The sequence below is a fragment of the Pseudomonas moorei genome (assembly GCF_042846945.1).
Classification (GTDB): Bacteria; Pseudomonadota; Gammaproteobacteria; order Pseudomonadales; family Pseudomonadaceae; genus Aquipseudomonas; species Aquipseudomonas moorei.
In genome coordinates, this window is record NZ_AP035776.1 from 6489684 (window position 1) to 6509042 (window position 19359).

The 19359-nt window shown below is 59.3% G+C and carries 19 protein-coding genes; 6 read left to right on the forward strand and 13 right to left on the reverse strand.

Going from position 1 to position 19359, the window contains the following annotated elements; all coding sequences use genetic code 11:
* Positions 1-153: 153 nt before the first annotated feature.
* Positions 154-345 carry a CsbD family protein gene (locus ACGJAX_RS30320; protein WP_090324694.1) on the reverse strand — a complete coding sequence of 64 codons (192 nt, stop codon included), beginning with the start codon at positions 343-345 and terminating at the stop codon, positions 154-156.
* A gap of 199 nt (positions 346-544) precedes the next feature.
* On the opposite strand from ACGJAX_RS30320, the gene ACGJAX_RS30325 reads away from it, so the two are divergent.
* Positions 545-922 carry a hypothetical protein gene (locus ACGJAX_RS30325; RefSeq protein WP_090324700.1) on the forward strand — a complete coding sequence of 126 codons (378 nt, stop codon included), beginning with the start codon at positions 545-547 and terminating at the stop codon, positions 920-922.
* A gap of 61 nt (positions 923-983) precedes the next feature.
* Here ACGJAX_RS30325 and fadD1 read toward each other — a convergent pair whose 3' ends face one another.
* The gene (fadD1, locus tag ACGJAX_RS30330; RefSeq protein WP_248916781.1) at positions 984-2681 is read right to left on the reverse strand and encodes a long-chain-fatty-acid--CoA ligase FadD1; all 1698 of its coding nucleotides are present in this window, start codon (positions 2679-2681) and stop codon (positions 984-986) included.
* Between the two features lie 389 nt (positions 2682-3070).
* Positions 3071-4759 (reverse strand): long-chain-fatty-acid--CoA ligase FadD2, encoded by a 1689-nt coding sequence (gene fadD2, locus ACGJAX_RS30335; protein ID WP_390957115.1) that lies wholly within the window; start codon positions 4757-4759, stop codon positions 3071-3073.
* A gap of 268 nt (positions 4760-5027) precedes the next feature.
* On the opposite strand from fadD2, the gene ACGJAX_RS30340 reads away from it, so the two are divergent.
* Together ACGJAX_RS30340 and ACGJAX_RS30345 are read left to right on the forward strand one after the other, a co-directional pair.
* Positions 5028-5972: an alpha/beta fold hydrolase gene (locus ACGJAX_RS30340; RefSeq protein ID WP_390957116.1), complete on the forward strand. Its 945-nt coding sequence runs from the start codon at positions 5028-5030 to the stop codon at positions 5970-5972.
* A 42-nt stretch (positions 5973-6014) separates the two neighbouring features.
* Complete coding sequence (locus ACGJAX_RS30345) at positions 6015-6485, forward strand: MaoC family dehydratase (RefSeq protein WP_090324707.1); 471 nt, start codon at positions 6015-6017, stop codon at positions 6483-6485.
* A gap of 51 nt (positions 6486-6536) precedes the next feature.
* Here the strand turns inward: ACGJAX_RS30345 and ACGJAX_RS30350 are convergent, their stop codons facing one another.
* From ACGJAX_RS30350 to ACGJAX_RS30365, 4 genes are all read right to left on the reverse strand, one after another.
* Positions 6537-7400 carry an HlyD family secretion protein gene (locus tag ACGJAX_RS30350; protein WP_090324709.1) on the reverse strand — a complete coding sequence of 288 codons (864 nt, stop codon included), beginning with the start codon at positions 7398-7400 and terminating at the stop codon, positions 6537-6539.
* A gap of 10 nt (positions 7401-7410) precedes the next feature.
* Positions 7411-7617: a DUF1656 domain-containing protein gene (locus ACGJAX_RS30355; protein ID WP_090324710.1), complete on the reverse strand. Its 207-nt coding sequence runs from the start codon at positions 7615-7617 to the stop codon at positions 7411-7413.
* Positions 7604-9592, reverse strand: coding sequence for an FUSC family protein (locus ACGJAX_RS30360; protein WP_390957117.1), 1989 nt, complete (start codon positions 9590-9592; stop codon positions 7604-7606). The genes ACGJAX_RS30355 and ACGJAX_RS30360 overlap by 14 nt, the downstream gene beginning before the upstream one ends.
* Positions 9593-9748: 156 nt before the next feature.
* Entirely contained in the window at positions 9749-10216 is a 468-nt protein-coding gene (locus ACGJAX_RS30365) for a PA2169 family four-helix-bundle protein (protein WP_390957118.1), read from the reverse strand.
* A 204-nt stretch (positions 10217-10420) separates the two neighbouring features.
* Between ACGJAX_RS30365 and ACGJAX_RS30370 the strand changes: the two genes are divergently transcribed.
* Both ACGJAX_RS30370 and ACGJAX_RS30375 read left to right on the forward strand, forming a co-directional pair.
* The gene (locus ACGJAX_RS30370) at positions 10421-10657 is read left to right on the forward strand and encodes a DUF3820 family protein (RefSeq protein WP_247257792.1); all 237 of its coding nucleotides are present in this window, start codon (positions 10421-10423) and stop codon (positions 10655-10657) included.
* A gap of 21 nt (positions 10658-10678) precedes the next feature.
* On the forward strand, positions 10679-11860 hold the full coding sequence (locus ACGJAX_RS30375; protein WP_390957119.1) for an aminotransferase class V-fold PLP-dependent enzyme: 1182 nt from the start codon (positions 10679-10681) through the stop codon (positions 11858-11860).
* 1 nt (position 11861) lies between these two features.
* On the opposite strand, the gene ACGJAX_RS30380 is transcribed toward ACGJAX_RS30375, so the two are convergent.
* The 4 genes from ACGJAX_RS30380 to zwf form a co-directional block, all read right to left on the reverse strand.
* Entirely contained in the window at positions 11862-12578 is a 717-nt protein-coding gene (locus tag ACGJAX_RS30380) for an intradiol ring-cleavage dioxygenase (RefSeq protein WP_247257794.1), read from the reverse strand.
* 196 nt (positions 12579-12774) lie between these two features.
* Entirely contained in the window at positions 12775-13440 is a 666-nt protein-coding gene (locus tag ACGJAX_RS30385; protein ID WP_090324719.1) for a bifunctional 4-hydroxy-2-oxoglutarate aldolase/2-dehydro-3-deoxy-phosphogluconate aldolase, read from the reverse strand.
* Positions 13441-13457: 17 nt separating this feature from the next.
* A complete protein-coding gene (gene pgl / locus ACGJAX_RS30390) occupies positions 13458-14171 on the reverse strand; it encodes a 6-phosphogluconolactonase (RefSeq protein ID WP_090324721.1) in 714 nt (237 codons plus the stop codon).
* Positions 14158-15627 (reverse strand): glucose-6-phosphate dehydrogenase, encoded by a 1470-nt coding sequence (zwf, locus tag ACGJAX_RS30395; protein ID WP_090324722.1) that lies wholly within the window; start codon positions 15625-15627, stop codon positions 14158-14160. Before zwf ends, pgl begins: the two co-directional genes overlap by 14 nt.
* Before the next feature lie 229 nt (positions 15628-15856).
* Here zwf and ACGJAX_RS30400 point away from each other — a divergent pair, with 229 nt between their 5' ends.
* Complete coding sequence (locus ACGJAX_RS30400) at positions 15857-16717, forward strand: MurR/RpiR family transcriptional regulator (protein WP_170948639.1); 861 nt, start codon at positions 15857-15859, stop codon at positions 16715-16717.
* 144 nt (positions 16718-16861) lie between these two features.
* On the opposite strand, the gene ACGJAX_RS30405 is transcribed toward ACGJAX_RS30400, so the two are convergent.
* Together ACGJAX_RS30405 and ACGJAX_RS30410 are read right to left on the reverse strand one after the other, a co-directional pair.
* Positions 16862-17716: a D-hexose-6-phosphate mutarotase gene (locus tag ACGJAX_RS30405; RefSeq protein ID WP_390957120.1), complete on the reverse strand. Its 855-nt coding sequence runs from the start codon at positions 17714-17716 to the stop codon at positions 16862-16864.
* Positions 17717-17847: 131 nt separating this feature from the next.
* Positions 17848-19194, reverse strand: coding sequence for a carbohydrate porin (locus ACGJAX_RS30410; protein WP_090324725.1), 1347 nt, complete (start codon positions 19192-19194; stop codon positions 17848-17850).
* Positions 19195-19359: the final 165 nt, after the last annotated feature.

Consider the following 19359-nt stretch of genomic DNA (forward strand, 5'->3'; position numbering starts at 1 on the left):
AAATGGTGGGTCAAGTCGTGGCGACTCAAGGGCCGTTTTCTACATCAAAATACTCTAGCTGGCGACTTTGAAACAATTTCAGGGTTCAAGTTCAGGCTGACACAAAAACGGCCATCCGCGGATGGCCGTTTCTTGCCTTTATTAAAGGCTGAGTTACGCCTTATCGATGCCTTTCTTCAGGGCATCCTTGGCTTTACCAACGGCTTGTTGGGCTTCGCCTTTCTTTTCCTGCATCACGCCTTCGGCGCGCATTTTGTCGTTACCGGTGACTTTGCCCACGCCTTGCTTGACGTTACCGGCTGCTTCGTTGGCCATGCCTTTAACTTTATCGCCAGTGCTGCTCATGGTGTTTCTCCTGTGAACATCTCGATGAAAAAGGTCGTTACACAAGGTTGACCGGAGGCGTTTGCACGGAGTTTCATTTATTTTCACCTCGCCATTTCATCGTTCAGCGCAGGTTGGGCTTTATGTTTGCCCGGCAACCCCCGAGAATGCGCAACGTATTCAGGCCATGGCGCTGAAGATCCAATCCCGTAGGAATGTTATGAAACTCGATAAAAAGCAGGCCATTGCCCGCAGAAACCAGGAACTCGGCGGTGCTGTGCTTGGCGTCAACAACTGCCATTTCACTGAATTGAACCGCAACCGCAACATTTGGTGGTTCGATATTCCGGTCGCGCGTCTGGCCATTGGTCAGTACGAGTGGATTCACCTGCTGATGCACACCCCGGAAACCGACGAACTGTTGCACCTGAAAGTGCCAACAGTATTCCTGCGCGAGAAACTCGAAGGCCTGGTGGTGCGCAACCAGGGCAAGCGCAAGGCTGCATTGAGCCTGGAACTGAGCGCCGACAAGGACTCGTACCTGCAGGACATGCGCCCGGCGGGCACCAACGTCAATTTCGCGCCGTTCCGCCAATAACCCCGCTCCCTCGCCACAAGAGCGCTAACAAAAAGCCCCCGCATCTGCGGGGGCTTTTTGATTAGGCGGCGTTCTTCGCCTTGATCTTCTTCAACTCTTCATCCCGCAACTCGCGACGCAGGATCTTGCCAACGTTGGTGGTCGGCAATGCATCGCGGAACTCCACGGAGCGCGGCACCTTGTAGCCGGTGACGTTGGCGCGCATGTGCTCCATCACCTGTTCCTTGGTCAGGTTCACGCCCGGTTTGGCGACGATGAAAATCTTGATTGCCTCACCCGACTTCTCGTCCGGAATACCAATGGCCGCGCATTGCAACACGCCCGGCAGGGTCGCCAGTACGTCTTCCAGCTCGTTGGGGTACACGTTGAAACCGGACACCAGGATCATGTCTTTCTTGCGATCGACAATGCGCATGTAGCCATCGGGCTGAATCAGCGCGATGTCACCGGTCTTCAACCAGCCTTCGCTGTCGAGGATTTCATCGGTGGCTTCCTGACGCTGCCAGTAGCCCTTCATGACCTGCGGACCTTTCACACACAGTTCGCCGATTTCACCCATTGGCCGTTCCACGCCGGCATCGTCGATGACTTTGCACAGGGTCGACGGCACCGGAATGCCGATGGTGCCGATCTGAATGTTCTGGATCGGGTTGACCGTCGCCACCGGGCTGGTTTCGGTCATGCCGTAACCTTCGCAGATGGCGCAACCGGTGACCGCTTTCCAGCGTTCGGCCGCAGCCAGTTGCAGGGCCATGCCGCCGGACAGGGTGATTTTCAGCGCCGAGAAATCCAGCTTGCGGAAACCTTCGTTATTGCACAGGGCGACAAACAGGGTGTTGAGGCCGACGAAACCGCTGAACTTCCACTTCGACAACTCCTTGACCATCGCCGGCAGGTCGCGCGGGTTGCTGATCAGGATGTTGTGGTTGCCGATCAGCATCATCGCCATGCAGTGAAAGGTGAACGCATAGATGTGGTACAGCGGCAGCGGCGTGATCAGGATCTCGCAGCCTTCATTGAGATTGGAGCCCATCAGCGCCTTGCACTGCAGCATGTTCGCCACCAGGTTGCGGTGGGTCAGCATGGCGCCCTTGGCCACGCCGGTGGTTCCGCCGGTGTATTGCAACACTGCCACGTCGCTGCTGGCCGGGCTGGCTTCCGCCACTGGCTGGCCATGCCCCTTGCTCAACACGTCATTGAACTTGACGGCTTTTGGCAAGTGGTACGCCGGGACCATCTTCTTCACATACTTGATGACGCTGTTGATCAACAGGCGCTTGAGCGGTGGCAGCAGGTCGGCCACTTCGGTGACGATTACATGCCTGACGCCAGTCTTTGGCACCACGGTCTCGGCCAGGTGCGCCATGTTGGCCAGGCACACCAGGGCCTTGGCGCCGGAATCGTTGAATTGATGTTCCATTTCCCGCGCGGTGTACAGCGGGTTGGTATTGACCACAATCAAGCCAGCGCGGATGGCACCAAAGACGGCAATCGGGTACTGCAGCACGTTGGGCAGTTGCACGGCGATTCGATCGCCAGGCTGCAAATCGGTATGCTGTTGCAGGTAAGCAGCAAAGGCACCGGACAATTCGTACAGTTCACCGTAGGTGATTGTCTTGCCCAGGTTGCTGAACGCCGGCTTGTTGGCGAAGCGTTGGCAGGATTGCTTCAACACTGCCTGAATATTCGGGTACTCGTCTGGATTGATGTCGGCAGCAATTCCAGCTGGGTACTTATCCTTCCAAAAGTCTTCGTTCATGGAAGCCCACTCCTCAGCAACGCGAATTCAGCACCGCATTTGATGCGATTATTATTGGTGTTTGTTTATTGGTGAGTCTGGCTTTTTACAAGGCCGAGAAGTCACAAAGCGCGCCGAGAGTAGCAGCTTTGCCAAGGGTCGACTAGAGCCAAAAGCGGCCTCTACGGTCACTTTTGTGACTCAAGAATGACAAGCGGTCATTTTAGAGCAAAAATTCTATAAAGCCCTGAAAGCCCCGAAAATCGGGGCTTAAATCTATGCAGGAGCGAGCTTGCTCGCGAAAAGCTCGAGGCCGCTGCGGGGCATCCGGCTTTACTCGTCATGGTTCAAGACCATCGCGAGCAAGCTCGCTCCTACACCGATCCGCGCAAAGCGCGGCCATTCACCGATCAGGCGATATCGCGCAATTCCCGTCGCAGGATCTTGCCCACCGGCGTCATTGGCAGCGACTCACGCAACACGATGTGCTTGGGCACTTTGTACGCCGTGAAGTTTTCCTTGCAGTACGCCTTCAGCTCTTCAAGGCTGACACCCGTTTCACGGGCCACCACAAACAACTTCACCGCTTCGCCCGAGCGCTCGTCCGGCACCCCGATGACCGCGCAGTTGGCGACTTTCGGGTGGGCCATGACCACGTCTTCGATTTCGTTCGGGTACACGTTGAAACCCGAGACGATGATCATGTCCTTCTTGCGATCGACAATGCGCACAAACCCGTCCGGGTCGATCACCGCGATATCACCGGACTTGAACCAACCCTCGGCATCCAGCACTTCGGCGGTGGCTTCGGGCTTCTGCCAGTAGCCCTTCATGATCTGCGGGCCCTTGATGCACAGTTCGCCGCGCTCGCCCAACGGCTGCTCGACGCCTTCATCGTTGATGACCTTCAGCGTGGTGCCCGGCACCGGCAAGCCGACCGTGCCGATGCGCGACTGGTCGCCATAGGGGTTGGTGCAAGCCACTGGCGAGGTTTCCGTCAGGCCGTAGCCTTCGGTGATGCGGCACCCGGTCAGTTGCTCCCAGCGCTCGGCAGTGGCCTTGACCAGCGCGGTGCCGCCGGAATTGGTGAGCTTGAGGCTGGAGAAATCCAGGGTCTTGAAATCCGGATGATCCATCAGCGCGACAAATAGCGTGTTGAGGCCCAACAGTGCCGAAAACCGCCAGTTCTTGAGTTCCTTGATAAAGCCGCCGATGTCCCGCGGATTGGTGATCAGCACGTTATGGTTGCCCGTCACCATCATGCACATGCAGTTCGCCGTGAAGGCATAGATGTGGTACAGCGGCAGCGGCGCGATCATCACTTCCTGGCCTTCGCGCAGCAGCGGGTGGCCGTCGACGGCGGTCTGACTGAGGCAGGCCCGCGCCTGCTGCATATTGGCCACCAGGTTGCCGTGGGTCAGCATCGCGCCCTTGGCCAGCCCGGTGGTACCACCGGTGTATTGCAGCACCGCGATGTCATTGAGGCCGGCGTTCAGCGGCTTGATCCCCAGGCCCCGGCCCAGGCGCAGCGCACTCTTGAAGGAAATCGCCTGGGGCAAGTGATAGGCCGGGACCATTTTCTTGACCTTGCTGACCATGGTGTTGACCAGCCAACCCTTGGCGGCAGGCATCAGGTCGCCCATCTTCGCTTCGATCAGGTACTGCAGGTCGGTGTCGGGCACTACTTCCTGGACTTTGGCACCGAACATGTTCAGGTACACCAGCGCTCGGGCACCAGAATCCTTGAACTGATGACGCATCTCCCGAGCGGTGTACAGCGGGTTGGTGTTGACCACGATCAACCCGGCGCGCAACGCGCCGAACACGGCGATCGGGTAATGAAGGACGTTGGGCATCTGCACCGCGATGCGATCCCCCGGCACCAGGTCGGTGTGGGCTTGCAGGTAACCGGCGAAGGCCGCGCTATGGCGTTCCAGTTCAGCGTAGGTCAGGGTGACACCCATGTTGCTGAACGCCGGGCGGTCAGCAAACTTCTTGCAGGAACGTTCGAACACCTCGATCACCGACTTGTAGGCACCCGCTTCAATGTCCAGGGGCACGCCGGCCGGGCGTTTGTCATTCCAGAAATCAGGTTGCATTGTTCTTGTCCTCTTTACCTGAACCTATCCGGGGCCGCTTTTCTGTCATTTCTCTCGATATCCCTCTACAAGCAGAAAAGCGAAAAGCGGAGCTTCACGGACACTAGCAGCTATGGCGAATCAGGCAAATATGCACACAGGCGTCATAGATCGTGTGAATCTTCCTGCCGTGGCGTGGGCTGATCAGACGCCCGATGCAGGATGCGCTATACAATGCAACCAAGCCGTATCCCTTGCAGTACTGCCGCCTCTATGGAAAGGAACCGCCATGATCCACAACACTTTCTGGCTGACCACCAGCGACCACAGCCGTGTCTTCGTCAACCAGTGGCTACCGGCAGGCAGTCTGAAGGCCGTGATCCTGTTGGCTCACGGCATGGCGGAACACAGCGGCCGCTATGCACGCCTGGCGGAAAAATTCTGCGATCAGGGCTACGGCGTGTATGCACCGGACTTGCGCGGACATGGCAAAACTGCCGAAAGCGGGACCCTCGGCCATTTCGCCGACACCGACGGCTGGGTCAAAGTGGTAGGCGACCTGGCGTGCCTCAACCAGCACATCGGCCAGCAGCATCCCGGCGTGCCGATTGTGCTGCTGGGTCACAGCATGGGCAGCTACATTGCCCAGGGTTATCTGCTGCATCACAGCGCCAGCCTGCACGGGGCGATTCTCAGTGGTTCGAACTTCCAGCCTGTGGCGCTTTATCGCGCAGCGCGTCAAATCGCCCGCTTCGAACGTATGCGCCAAGGCCCCAAGGGCCGCAGCAGGTTGATCGAATGGTTGTCATTCGGCTCGTTCAACAAGAAATTCAACCCGGCGCGCACCCGGTTCGACTGGCTCAGCCGCGATCCGGCGGAAGTCGATCTATACGCCAATGACCCGCTCTGTGGCTTTCGCTGCACCAATCAACTGTGGATCGATTTGCTCGGCGGGTTGCAGCAAATCAGCAAAGCGTCCAATCTCGCTCAGATCGATCCGGGCCTGCCACTGCTGGTGATCGGCGGCGAATGTGATCCGGTGAGCGAAGGCAAACGTCTGAAAGATCTGGCCAATGCCCTGCGCAAGGCCGGCAGCCAGAGCCTGCAACTGACTATTTACCCGCAGGCGCGACACGAACTGTTCAACGAGAGCAACCGCGATGAAGTGACCGCCGACGTGCTGGCCTGGATCGCCCAGGCCCTGAGCAACCGCCGGCCACCCCGAACCGAATAGCTTTTTTGTGAATTTTTTTATTCGTCACAGGAATTGAGACAGATGACCCAGGTTACCAACACCCCTTACGAAGCCCTCGAAGTCGGCCAGACCGCCAGCTACAGCAAAACCGTCGAAGAGCGCGACATTCAGTTGTTCGCCGCGATGTCGGGCGACCACAATCCGGTACACCTGGACGCCGAATACGCCGCCAGCACCATGTTCAAGGAGCGTATCGCCCACGGCATGTTCAGCGGCGCACTGATCAGTGCGGCAGTGGCTTGCGAGTTGCCTGGGCCGGGCACCATTTACATCGGCCAACAGATGAGCTTTCAGAAGCCGGTGAAGATTGGCGACACCCTGACGGTGCGCCTGGAGATTCTCGAGAAACTGCCGAAGTTTCGTGTACGTATTGCCACTCGCGTGTTCAACCAGCGTGATGAGTTGGTGGTGGATGGCGAAGCGGAGATTCTGGCGCCGCGCAAACAGCAGAGCGTGACCCTGACCGAGTTGCCGGCGATCAGCATCGGTTGATCCACCACTAACCTGAGGCGAGGGAGCAAGCTTCCTCGCCTCAGGCACAATTCAGCGCTCACCCTCCTGCACTTGCACGCTCGCCGTCATCCCGGCACTCAGATTCAGTCCTTCGGGCACCTTGTCCAGCTTGATCCGCACCGGAATCCGTTGCGCCAGCCTGACCCAGTTGAAAGTCGGCTCCACTTCCGCCAGCAATTGACCATCGGGCGTGGTATTGCGATCGGTAATGCCGCGGCTGATGCTTTCCACGTGTCCCTGCAACGCCTCCCCGGCGCTCATCAACCAGACTTTCACCGGATCGCCGACGCGAATCCGCGGCAGCTTGGTTTCTTCGAAATACGCTTGCACATAGAAGGTTGAATCGTCGATCAACGCCATCACCGACTGCCCGGCATTTACGTAATTGCCTTCGGCCAGGCGCAGGTTGGTGATGTGGCCATTGCGCGGCGCGTGGACCTGGCTGCGGGCCAGGTTGATTTCCGCCATCTTGGCTTCAGCCTGGGCTTCACGCAGTTCGCCACGGGCGATGCCAGCATTGATTTGTGCGTTCTCACGCAGTTCGGCACTGATCGCTTGCGGCCCGAGACTGGCACGACGGCTGGCTTCGCGCTCACGCAAACTGAGTTGTTGCTGGCGGGTCTGCACCACCGCCTGAGCCTTCTCGAGCGCGGCTTCGAAACGGTCACGGTCGATACTCAACAGCAGATCGCCGGCCTTCACCTGTTGATTGTCATAAGCCTTGAGTTCTCGCACCCAACCCGACACGTCAGGGGAAATCACCACCACATCGGCACGGATTCGCGCATCGCGAGTCCAGGGCGTGAGCATGTAGTACTGCCATAAATGGAACCCGGCAAAAATCGCCACTGCCACCAGACACAGGGTAACTGCGACACGTACGGGGGTACGCATATTCAACTCCTTATAAGGGACCGAGGACGACGGTGATCCCGGTCAATACACAGACGTACAAGGCGCAATCGAAGAGAGCTTCATGCCAGATCCAGCGACTCATCGGGGTCAGCCGCAACAGCAGGCGCAAGGCGCCCGTCACCAGCAGCGCCAGCACCACATAAATCAGAAACGGACTGAGCAGCACGCCGCCCACCGCCCACTCACGCAAGCCCATGAACCTCCTCCTGCTGGCGGCACCAGGCACGCCAGCTGTTTTGCAATTGCAGCACCGCGCCCTGGGCCAGCTTCACCGCGTCGTCAGGGGGCAAGGCATACAGGGTTTGCAACAAGATTTCGCTCGACTCGGCCAACGCCTCGGCGCGACTGCCGGCCGGGCCTTGTTGCAGGACTTTTTCCAGTTGTTCCAGATAACGCTGTTGCGGCGCGCTGACCGGTAACTGCGCCACCGCCAGGCTCAAGCGCAGGTGCAGCAGTTCATCGCCGATGTCCAGGCCCAGCAAGCCATCGTCCCAGCGACTGCGTGCCGGCTCCGGCAGCTCCGGATAATGCCGCGCCAATTGCAGCAAACGATCAGCCATGCGCCCGCCGAACCAGCTCTCGGCCCCGGCCAGATTGCGCCGGGTCAGGCGCACCAGGTCGTCAAGGGTCGCGGCCAACAGGCGTCGGCCATGCCAGGTCGGATTACGCAGGATCAGCAAATGAAACGCCAGCACCGCCGCCCCCACGCCGATCACCATGGCTTGCGCACTGTTGAAAAACACCGCAACGTCAAAACTCATCTGATTCAACGGTGCCACCAGCACAATGAAGTGCAGGCAGAACGAGGTCGCCGTGGCGCCAATCTGCGGTTTGGCCATGCCCAGCGCCCCGAAAAACAATGGCACGCCCAGGCCCATGCAGAGCATCGCGAAACCGCTCCATTGTGGCAGCAGGATCTGCCCGACGATGAAGGCCGCCGGGATGGCCAGGAAAATCCCGCGCATGAAACTCATGCCGATCTGCGCGCCGTTCTCACGGCTGGCGAACAGGCTGCACACCACACACGTCAGCACTAACGCCCCAGTCGCGGCGGGCCATGCCGTCGCCAGCCAGAAACTCGAAACCACCAGAAAGGCCAGCGCGCTGCGGGCACCGAACACCAGCGCCAGGGACAAGTCACGGTGCGGGGTCAGGGATCGTGGCGGGTCAAGGGTTTCACCGCCCTGCTCCACCGCTTGCAGCGCCATACCGGCCGCCAGCGCGGTGTCCATCAACAAGGTCAGCCGCACCAGGCAATAGCTTTGCGCGGAGCTTATGTGCGGGTCATGGGACGCATCAAGCAAGCGTGGGCGCAAGGCTTGCAACGTCGCGGGATCGCCACCGTTCAGTGCCTCCTGGACTTCGCTCATCCAGGGCAATAATTGCGCCGATTCCTGGGGCACCAACTGCTTCCACTGACGACGTACCGAACGGGCGATGCGCAGCAGCATCAACAGTTTCTGACTCAGACCACTGATGGCGCGCGCACGTTGCCGGCCGCGACGGCCTTCAAACCAGGCGTGTTCGCGCTGGGCATCTACCGCGACGATTCGGCCGAGGATTTCCAGCAAACCCTTTCGCGCCTGACCATCGCCGGCCAGGGTCGCGCGCGCGGCGTTCATACCACTTCGCCAGGCCGCACGGGCCTGATCTGCCAGTTGCAGCTCGACCCGCATCGGCCAGAGCAAGGCGCTGCTGGCGGTGGCACAGACAATCCCCAGGCTAATTTCCGTGCAGCGCGCCACGGCCTGATCGAACACCGTCAGCGGATGGGCAATGGCCGGCAAGGCAATGATCGCCACCGTGTAGCCGGCCAGTACAAATGAATAGGACCAGGCACTGCGAAGCAAGGTCGAACTCGCCGTGCACAGCCCGAGCCACAGCGCCAAGGCCAACAGGAACAGCCACGGCGCCTGGGCGAAAATGCCCATGAACACCACCGACATGATCGTCCCGACCAACGTACCCAGCAGTCGCGCCAAGCCCTTTTGCAGCACCATGCCGGACAATGGCTGCGCCACGATGAACGCCGTCATCAGCGCCCAGGCCGGTTGCTCCAGTCCCCAACGCAAGGCCAGCCACAGCGCCAGGCCTCCGCCGATCAGGGTCTTGATCGCGAATTGCACAGCGCGGAGGTCAGGCGCAAACAAGGCCTGGAAAGTGATAGGCACGAAATGGACTCTTGAAGGGACGATTTAACGATAGACGGCTTCGGTGAACAACTTGAGAAACAAATTATTAGCTAGCTATCCATATCCCGTCCAGCACTCATTCCAAGGCACAAAAAAACGCCAGACTGGCTGGCGTTTTTGACAGCAAACGTACGCTTACGAGCGTGCGCGCGCCTGGTTACGCAGGGCTTTTACCTGATCGTGATTGCGTTGCACGCCGTGATACTGACGCTCAACGAGGTCGCGAATACCCACCAGGTTATGCTTGTTGATTTTCTCCATGGCTTCTCGGTAGGCCTTCAAGGCATGGTCTTCACCACGCTCGGCTTCATTGAGCACGGCTTCTTCGTCTTTGCCGGTGAACATCGACTTCACGTCGACCCAGCGACGGTGCAAGTCGCCGCTGACACTGGTGGACGTTTCCGGATCGCCGCCCATGGAACGAACCGCATTCTGCAGTTCGGAAGCCGCCGTGGCGCACTCGGCGGAACGTTGCACGAACAGGGTCTTGAGTTCTGGGTGTTTAATGTCTTCAGCGCAAGTCTTGAACCCTTCCTGACCGTCCTTGCTGGTTTCAATCAGGTCGTTGAGTACAGAAATCGCTTCTTTATTCACGTCGGTCATTTTTCAATTCCTTGCGGTTGGATGAAAGGTGCTATAGGTGTTGCACCTCGCATGCCAGCTTTCGACTGAGAAATTACCCTATGTATTTCAATCAGTTATGAATATCGGCTAAATCTGTATCCGTTTCTTTTGCATGATCTGTCATTTGGCCTGCATGCAGAATGCCTGTATTTTCCAGACTGATTGAATCCAGGCGATTGATAGATGAACCCTGAAAAACTCGAATTGCTGATGACTCGCCAGATGCCCTTCGGCAAATACAAGGGCCGAATCATTGCCGACCTGCCCGGCCCCTACCTGAACTGGTTTGCCCGGGAAGGATTTCCCCACGGCGAATTGGGCGGTCTGTTGGCCTTGATGCAGGAAATCGATCACAACGGCTTGTCTGAATTGCTCGAACCCTTGCGCGCCAAACATGGCAAACCTGCACCACGTCATTGACATCCACTCTTCGAGTTGCCCATGCCCGATAACACCCGCCGTGCCCGTGATGAATCCTTCTGGCGGACGTTCGCCGATCGCTACGATGTCCAGCCCGGCCCGATCAACCTGGAAAACGGTTACTTCGGACGCATGTCGCGCACGGTGGTCGAGGAATATCAGCGCAACATCGAGCTGATCAACCGCAGTAACTCGGTGTACGTACGCCAGCGCTTCGAGGCGAGCGACGGCCTGAAGATCCGTGCACAGGTGGCCGAACTGATTGACGTGCCCGCCGAAGCTGTCGCGCTTACCCGTAATGCCTCGGACGGCTTGCAGTCACTGATCCGTAACTACAACCGCCTTCAGCCGGGCGACCAGGTGTTGATGTGTGATCTGGAGTACGACACGGTCAAGGGCGCCATCCGCTGGCTGGCGCATCATCGCGGCGTCGAAGTGATCGAGATCGAACACCGGCATCCCGCCAGCTTCGACAGTTTGCTGACCACCTACCGCGATGCTTTCGAGCGTTATCCACGGCTCAAGCTGATGGCCCTGACCCACGTCACCCATCGCACGGGTCTGGTGATGCCGGTACAGGCGATTGCCGCCGCAGCCAGGGAACACGGGGTCGACGTGATTCTCGATGGAGCCCATGCATTGGGCCAGTTGGAGTTCGATCTTGAAGAGCTTGGCATCGCTTTCGCCGCCTATAACCTGCACAAGTGGATCGGCGCGCCGCTAACCCTGGGCTTCCTCTACATTGCCCCTGAACGCCTCGCTGACATCGACCCGGACATGGGCGAGATGCATTACCCGATGACCGACATTCGCGCCCGCACGCCTTACAGCACCCCGAACATCCCGGCGTTGCTGACCCTGCCGCTGGTGCTTGAGGAGCATTGGGCCATGGGCGGTGCCGCCGCCAAGGGGATGCGGCTCAATTACCTGCGCAACCTGTGGGTTCGAGCAGCGCATGAGCTGCCGGGCATTGAAGTGATGACACCGGATGACCCAAGACTGTATTGCGGCATCACCTCGATGCGTTTCACTGCACACAACGATCAGCAGCTGATGGTCGAGAGGCTGCTCAACGACTACAACCTGTTCACCGTGATGCGCAGCGGCGCGGCCTGCGGTCCCTGCATTCGCATTACGCCGGGACTGACCACCACCGCTGCCGACATGGCCCAACTGATCACGGCGCTGACCGAGCTGAGTTGACTCACACCGTGAACTTGTCGAAGTCCTCGGGCTTGATCCGGGATGACGCCGCGAAGGTGTCGATGCCAATGGTCATCTGCCCGAAAAAGCCGTCTTCATTGGAGTCTCGACCGAGAGTGTGGATGTTCAGGGTCGAGGCTTCGCCGCCCATGTTCTGATAGAAAAAGTCTTGATCGTTACTCAGTGCGGGGATGGCGCGACCGCTGTACTCCCGGGCATTGAGCACCGAGCGCGCGGCGACCTCGGGGAAGTACAACTGACCGACCCACGCGACGTGTCGCTCCTGCAGGTAGTTGTTACCGCTGGTGATGCGAACGGCGACATGGATGTGCAAGGTGCGGCCGGCATAAAACCCCGGACAGATCGTGGTGAACCGGGCGATGCCTTTCTTGTCGGTGAATTGCCCGCCGCGCAGGTACGTATCGTCGTCGGTTCGCGGGACCGAGCCGATGTCTTCGGCATCAACTTCCACATCCGGATTGACCTTGCTCCAGCCGGAATACGCCCCCCGTGCATTGCAGTGCCAGATGTCCACCAGCGCGTCGGTGACGGGCTGGCCGGTCATGGCGTCGACGATGGCCAGCCGCAACACCAGCGGAATGCCATCGGCACCTTCGCTGATATTGCGTCTGATCAGTTTCGGGTTGCGGAAATAGGGGCCGGCAATCTGTTCCGGGGAAAGCAGGTAAACGGGTGCTGCCGAAGTGTTGTCGTCCATGACGTTCTCTCTTCCATAAGATGAACGCAGGCTAGCACTGGCCAAAACACGTCATGCGGTAAGTATGTATCGCATGATGTCCCTGTGGGAGCGAACGTGCTCGCACACCTGTTTTTTTGCGGGCAAAAAAAACGGTGCGCCGACCAAGCGCACCGAAAAGCCGTAGAACACACAACGAGGTGTCAGGTGAAGCGGATCAGTCCAGCAGCGCCAAGGCTTCGGCGGTGCATTCCTGAATGCGGGCCCAGTCGCCGTTCTTGATCCACTCGGGATCAAGCATCCAGCTACCGCCCACGCACATGACGTTCTTCAGCGCCATGTAGCTTTTGATATTGGCCGGGCCGACGCCGCCGGTCGGGCAGAATTTCACTTCGCCGAACGGGCCGCCCAGTGCCTTGATGGCCGCGACGCCGCCGCTGACTTCAGCCGGGAACAGCTTGAAGCGGCGATAGCCCAGACCATAGCCTTCCATGATGCCCGAAGCGTTGCTGATGCCCGGCAACAGTGGAATCGGGCTGGCGACGCTGGCTTCCAGCAGGTCACGGGTGATGCCCGGCGTCACGATGAACTGCGAACCGGCAGCTTCCGCCGCCGCCAGCATGTGGCGATCGAGCACGGTGCCGGCACCGGTCACCAGTTCCGGACGCTGCTCACGCAGGATCTGGATGGCCTTGAGGCCGAACTGCGAACGCAGGGTCACTTCCAGCGCGGTCAGGCCACCGGCGGCGAGCGCATCGGCCAGCGGCAGAATGTCCTGCTCGCGAGCGATGGTGATCACCGGCAGAATCCGCGCCTTGGCACAGAGGCTGTCGATCAGTTCAACTTTGTCCGCCATGGAAACGGTCGGGGATGGGTTTGTCATAGCGGCTGTTCCTTGGCTCATGGGCACCAGTAAATCTCTAACGTGGGTTGCAAAAACGCGCGAATCGGCAATGCGGCGACATCGTCACCAGCCAGTGCGGTGTTCAGGGTGGTCAGCTTCGACTGACCGGAAATCGACAGCACTTTATGTTTGGCCGAAGCCAGCAGCGCACGACTCATGGTCAGGCGCTGATGCGGCACGGTCGGCGCCAGCATCGGGTAGCAACGACGCGTGCCATCGGCTTTCAAGGCGTCGGCGAGGTTAGGGCTATTGGGGAACAGCGACGCGGTATGACCGTCATCGCCCATGCCCAGCACCAGCACATCGATTGCCGGCAATTCAGCCAGCAAACGGTCGGCCTGTTCAGCCGCCTGTTCAAGGTTGGCAGTGGCGCTGTAAAGGCTCAGGAACTGCGCCTTGGCCGCCGGCCCTTGCAGCAGATACTTCTTCAGCAGGCCGGCATTGCTGTCGGCGTGCTCGATCGGTACCCAACGCTCATCCGCCAGGCTGACCACCACGTTCGACCAGTCCAGCGCCTGCTTGGCCAGGTGCTGGAAAAACGCCACCGGGCTACGCCCCCCGGACACCACCAGTGTTGCGGTGCCTTGGGCGTCGATGGCCTCACGCAGTTGTTTGGCCACGCCCAGCGCCAGGCCTTCAGCCAGTTGCGCCGGGTTCTTGAACTCACGGGCGCTGACGCCCTGAGGCAGTTTCAAATCAGATATCGCCATACCACGACCTCCCGTCCCGCGTGATCAGAGCAATGGAGCTCATCGGCCCCCAGGACCCGGCCGCGTACGGCTTGGGCGCATCACCGGATTTTTTCCACCCGGCGATCAACTGGTCACACCACTTCCACGCGGCTTCGATTTCATCTTTACGGACAAACAGGTTCTGATTGCCGCGCATCACTTCCAGCAACAACCGCTCGTAGGCATCGGGAATCCGTGCGCTGCGCCAGGTGTCGGAAAAATTCAGCTGCAACGGACCGCTGCGCAGCTGCATGCCCTTGTCCAGGCCTTGTTCTTTGGTCATGACACGCAAGGAAATGCCTTCGTCCGGTTGCAGGCGGATAATCAGCTTGTTGCTGATTTGCAGGCGTTGCTCGGGAGCGAAGATGTAATGCGACGGTTCCTTGAAGTGGATGACGATCTGCGAGAGCTTCTGCGGCATGCGCTTGCCGGTACGCAAGTAGAACGGCACGCCGGCCCAGCGCCAGTTGCGGATGTCGGCACGCAGGGCGACGAAGGTTTCGGTGTCGCTCTGGGTGTTGGAATTGGGTTCTTCCAGGTAACCCGGCACCGGTTTGCCTTCGCTGTAGCCGGCGATGTACTGGCCGCGCACCACTTGAGTGGTCAGGCCTTCCGGGCTGATCGGCGCCAGCGCCTTGAGGACTTTGACTTTCTCGTCGCGGATGCTGTCGGCGGACAGGTCGGCCGGCGGATCCATGGCGATCAGGCAGAGCAGTTGCAGCAGGTGATTCTGGATCATGTCCCGCAGCTGACCGGCCTTGTCGAAGTAACCCCAGCGGCCTTCGATCCCGACCTTCTCGGCCACGGTGATTTCCACGTGGGAGATGTAGTTCTGGTTCCACTGGGTTTCGAACAGGCTGTTGGCGAAACGCAGGGCGATCAGGTTCTGGACCGTTTCCTTGCCCAGGTAGTGGTCGATGCGATAAGTGCGATTTTCCGGGAAGAACTGCGCCACGGCATCGTTGACCTTGCGCGAGGATTCCAGGTCCGAACCGATGGGTTTTTCCAGCACCACGCGGGTGTTTTCCGCCAGGCCGACCTTCGCCAGGTTTTCACAGATCGCGCCATACACCGCTGCCGGCGTGGCGAAATAGGCAATCACCCGCTGTGCGCTGCCGGCCATCTCAGCCAGGGCCACATAGTCTTCGGATTTGAGGAAGTCGACGTGCAGGTAGCTCAGGCGGGCCAGGAAGCGTTCGACCACGGCATCGTCCAGCTCTTTGGCACCGACGTAGCGGCGCAGCTCGGCGGCGATGAACGCCAGGTGCTGCTGTTCGGTGCCCGGCTCACGGGCCAGCGCGATGATCCGCGTGTCCTCGTGCAGGAGGCCCGCACCATCGAGTTGATAAAGGGCAGGAAACAGCTTGCGCAAGGCCAGGTCGCCAAGGGCGCCGAACAAGGCAAAGGTGCACGGTTCAACCGTAATCGAAGGCATGATGTTTGTTCTTTTATCAAGTTAAGCTACAAATACCTTTTTTCAAGGCATCACTCAAGGGAAAATGTAGTAATAACCACAACATTTTCGCAAAATACAGATTCCGAGTGGTGGTCGGTCAGAGCCATCAGTAGGATAGGCCACCGTTATGGGCCACACCAAAGGCCCTTTTTGCATTAGCCGCGCGCTTATCGGCGCCGGTGAATCAAGGAAACTCACTATGGACCGCGTGCGAAATTTACTGGAACAGATCCAGAATCGCCTTGAAGAGCTGAACAAGGCCGAACGCAAAGTCGCCGAGGTGATCCTGCTCAACCCACAGCAGGCCACTCGCTTCAGCATCGCCGCCCTCGCCCAGGCCGCCTCGGTCAGCGAACCGACGGTCAACCGGTTCTGCCGTTCATTCGGCGTCAGCGGTTACCCCGAACTCAAGCTGCAACTGGCCCAAAGCCTGGCCAGTGGCGCGGCGTACGTCAGCCGTGCGGTGGAAGCCGACGATAATCCGGAAGCCTACACCCAGAAAATTTTCGGCAGCGCCATCGCCTCCCTCGACAGTGCCTGCCAGGCCCTCGATCCGAACCTGATCAGCCGCGCCGTCGACCTGTTGATCCAGGCCCGGCAGATTCACTTCTTCGGCCTCGGCGCCTCGGCCCCGGTGGCCCTGGATGCGCAACACAAGTTCTTTCGTTTCAACCTGGCCGTGACCGCCCACGCCGACGTGCTGATGCAGCGCATGATTGCTTCGGTGGCGCATACCGGCGAGTTGTTCGTGATCATTTCCTACACCGGACGCACCCGCGAACTGGTGGAAGTGGCGCGCATCGCCCGGGAAAACGGCGCGTCGGTGCTGGGTTTGACCGCCGAGAACTCGCCGCTGGCCAAGGCCAGTACCCTGAGCCTGAACATTCCGCTGCCGGAAGACACTGACATCTACATGCCGATGACTTCGCGGATCATCCAGCTCACCGTGCTGGACGTGCTCGCCACCGGCATGACCTTGCGCCGTGGCGTGGATTTCCAGCCGCATTTGCGCAAGATCAAAGAGAGTTTGAATGCGAGCCGGTATCCGGTGGGTGACGAGTTTAATTGATCCGAAATCTGCGCTGAACGGTCCTGCCTCATCGCTGGCAAGCCAGCTCCCACAGGTTTCATGGGCGTTCGCGAATTTCAGGTTCGGCGCGGACGCTGTGGGAGCTGGCTTGCCGGCGATGGGGCCAGCAGCAACAGCACAAATCTAACCCCCCGCCCGCGCCTGCAAGCTCAAATGCGCTCGCTCCCCCGGCTTCAGGCACAGGCTGTCGGTGCCACCGCTCGCCGCTTCCACACAGACAAACTCCGACACCTCATTCCAGGTCACGCCGAGCAACGGCCGCGAGCCCGGATGCCAGACCACCGTATCGGCCGCATCCCCCGTGTCGATGCACAATGCCCGCTGCCAGGCGTGGTCGTTGAGCTGCAGTTCGCCATCGTGCTGGAACACTCGCTGACAGCCGCCCTCCACGCGTAACTCGCCTTCCTGCTGACATATCTGCCGATTCAATTGGTCATAACCCTGCGCGCCCTCCAGCCCAGACAGCGCTACCTCACCGACGTCACCAATACGCCAGTAAGCATGCAAAGCCTGGCTCAGCCGGCACGGCAGGCTGTCCTGATGCTCGGTGCTCAGGCGCAGATCCATGCGCTCGCCGAGGTGCGCGTGCAGGTCCACTTGCCAGTCGCACAGCTGAAGCTGCCAGTGCAATCGCACCCCATCGTCATCATGGCTGCTGTCGATCAGTTTCCAGTCGATCAACCGCGCCCAGCCATGGGATGGCCAGGCATTTTCACTTGGATGACGGCCATACCACGGCCAGCACACCGGTACGCCGCCACGAATGGCACCGACCTGCGGCCACTTCGCCGCACACCACAGCCACGGTTTCTGACCCTTGGGCTGGAAATGCAGCAACTGCGCGCCCTGACGACTGAACACCGCCTGACACAGCGGATGATCGATCACCAACACGTCGCGCTTCTGATAGCGCTCCCACGCAAACACCGGACGTTCGCGCAAGGATTTGAAGAAGCGTTGTAGTGGATGCTCAAGCATGTGCCACGGTCCTGAAAAACATGGGTGTACTCATACTGCGGCCGACTGGCCAAAGGTCCGCACAAAAAAAAGCGGACAGCCTAGGCTGTCCGCAAAAATGCGCACATGGAGAAGAGCTTATCGCAACAGCGTCAGAACACCGACTGAATTTTCAGGCCGGCCACCAGCGCGTTGTCGACTTCATCCACACCACCCGGGTGTGTGATGTATTGCAGGTTGGGACGCACGGTCAGCCAGTTGGTCACGTGGAAACCGTAGTTGATCTCGTAGTTGTATTCGGTTTCACGAATCGGCGAGAACACCGGATCGTTGTAATCCGAAACGCCATTGGACGCATTGACCAGCTCTGCGTTTTTCTTCACGTCATCGTTGACATGGATACGGGCGAAACCGATGCCCACATCATCTTTCGGACGCGCGTCGAACGGGCCCTTGTACACAAACATCAGCGACTGGTAGTTGTCGATGAAGTTGGTGTCCTTGTCGTGGAAAGTGGCGTTGGCGGCAATGTTCAGACCGCGAGAAGCATCACCGTTGTGGCTGGTGAGTTGCTGTTGCGCGACGAACCAGTAGCCGTGCTTGCTATCGTGGACGCGATAAGGGTTGCCGGTGGTCGCGGCGTTCTGGCCATTGTCGTCCTCGAGCACGTCGTTGGCAGGGGCGGTACTTTTGTAGTAACCGACACGGTATTCGCCAGGCAGGCTGTTGACCTTCGGCGACCAGACCAGTTCGACCGGCAACACGGTGCCCGCCGTACCGCTGCCGCTGAGCTTGAAGCCGTTACCGTGCTCCAGCTGCGACGGGTTCTGGTTGTACGCGCCAATCTGAGCGTAGAGCTCGTCATTGATGTTGTACTTCACGCGGATCGCCGCCTGGCTGACCGGCCAGTTGTACCAGATGTTGGTCGCCCAGTTACCCACCTGGGAACCGCAGAACGCCAGGTTCTGGAATTCGCACGGGAAGGTGTTGAAGTCTTCGCCTTCACCGAAGTAACCGGCCTTGACGTCCAGCTTGTTGTCGAAGAATTGATGCTGAATCCACAACTGGGTCAGACGGACCATATGGCCACGACCGTAGACTTCCTGAGAGGAACTCAAGGTGCCGGCACGCGGGTCACCGATACGGTCATTGGAAATGTTCTCGCCGTTACGGTTGGTGAGCTGGATCTTGGCCTGGGTGTTGTCCCAGCCCAGCAGTTTTTGCAGATCCAGCGCGGCCCCCAGGCCAAACTGGTCGGAGTAGCGCGCAGTCTTGTCGTCGTTAAACCCGCCATGCAGGTTGCCGCCGACTTCCCCGACGTAGTCCATCTTGATGTCGATGCCTTGCTCGATCAGCTTGGTACGCTCGCCACCCCAATCGCCCGTCATCCACTTGGAGTCGGAGCTGAACGCTTCATCGGCCATCGCATTACCGGCCAGAACCAGTGCTGCCGCTGCTGACACCTGGCAGATCAACCGGGCCTTGTTCTTCATCTTCATCCCTACATCCTCGTTTTATTGTTATTAACTTTTTGATTAACGCGGTTACAACGGTTGCGACGGATGACAGGCCACCCGTCACGTATCCCCCCTGCAGGAGCGAGCTTGCTCGCGATAAACCTGACAACACCGTGGGGTGTCAGGTTTCCGGTGTCATCGTTGACG

Excerpts from the sequence above, each read along its gene's own strand:
- ACGJAX_RS30340 (WP_390957116.1), top strand. The coding sequence starts at position 5,028 with ATGATCCACAACACTTTCTGGCTGACCACCAGCGACCACAGCCGTGTC.
- ACGJAX_RS30380 (WP_247257794.1), bottom strand. The coding sequence starts at position 12,578 with ATGGACGACAACACTTCGGCAGCACCCGTTTACCTGCTTTCCCCGGAA.
- ACGJAX_RS30370 (WP_247257792.1), top strand. The coding sequence starts at position 10,421 with ATGAACCCTGAAAAACTCGAATTGCTGATGACTCGCCAGATGCCCTTC.
- ACGJAX_RS30375 (WP_390957119.1), top strand. The coding sequence starts at position 10,679 with ATGCCCGATAACACCCGCCGTGCCCGTGATGAATCCTTCTGGCGGACG.
- ACGJAX_RS30405 (WP_390957120.1), bottom strand. The coding sequence starts at position 17,716 with ATGCTTGAGCATCCACTACAACGCTTCTTCAAATCCTTGCGCGAACGT.
- ACGJAX_RS30355 (WP_090324710.1), bottom strand. The coding sequence starts at position 7,617 with ATGGGCTTGCGTGAGTGGGCGGTGGGCGGCGTGCTGCTCAGTCCGTTT.
- ACGJAX_RS30385 (WP_090324719.1), bottom strand. The coding sequence starts at position 13,440 with ATGACAAACCCATCCCCGACCGTTTCCATGGCGGACAAAGTTGAACTG.
- ACGJAX_RS30320 (WP_090324694.1), bottom strand. The coding sequence starts at position 345 with ATGAGCAGCACTGGCGATAAAGTTAAAGGCATGGCCAACGAAGCAGCC.
- fadD2 (WP_390957115.1), bottom strand. The coding sequence starts at position 4,759 with ATGCAACCTGATTTCTGGAATGACAAACGCCCGGCCGGCGTGCCCCTG.
- ACGJAX_RS30365 (WP_390957118.1), bottom strand. The coding sequence starts at position 10,216 with ATGACCGACGTGAATAAAGAAGCGATTTCTGTACTCAACGACCTGATT.
- ACGJAX_RS30325 (WP_090324700.1), top strand. The coding sequence starts at position 545 with ATGAAACTCGATAAAAAGCAGGCCATTGCCCGCAGAAACCAGGAACTC.
- pgl (WP_090324721.1), bottom strand. The coding sequence starts at position 14,171 with ATGGCGATATCTGATTTGAAACTGCCTCAGGGCGTCAGCGCCCGTGAG.
- ACGJAX_RS30350 (WP_090324709.1), bottom strand. The coding sequence starts at position 7,400 with ATGCGTACCCCCGTACGTGTCGCAGTTACCCTGTGTCTGGTGGCAGTG.
- ACGJAX_RS30345 (WP_090324707.1), top strand. The coding sequence starts at position 6,015 with ATGACCCAGGTTACCAACACCCCTTACGAAGCCCTCGAAGTCGGCCAG.
- fadD1 (WP_248916781.1), bottom strand. The coding sequence starts at position 2,681 with ATGAACGAAGACTTTTGGAAGGATAAGTACCCAGCTGGAATTGCTGCC.
- zwf (WP_090324722.1), bottom strand. The coding sequence starts at position 15,627 with ATGCCTTCGATTACGGTTGAACCGTGCACCTTTGCCTTGTTCGGCGCC.
- ACGJAX_RS30410 (WP_090324725.1), bottom strand. The coding sequence starts at position 19,194 with ATGAAGATGAAGAACAAGGCCCGGTTGATCTGCCAGGTGTCAGCAGCG.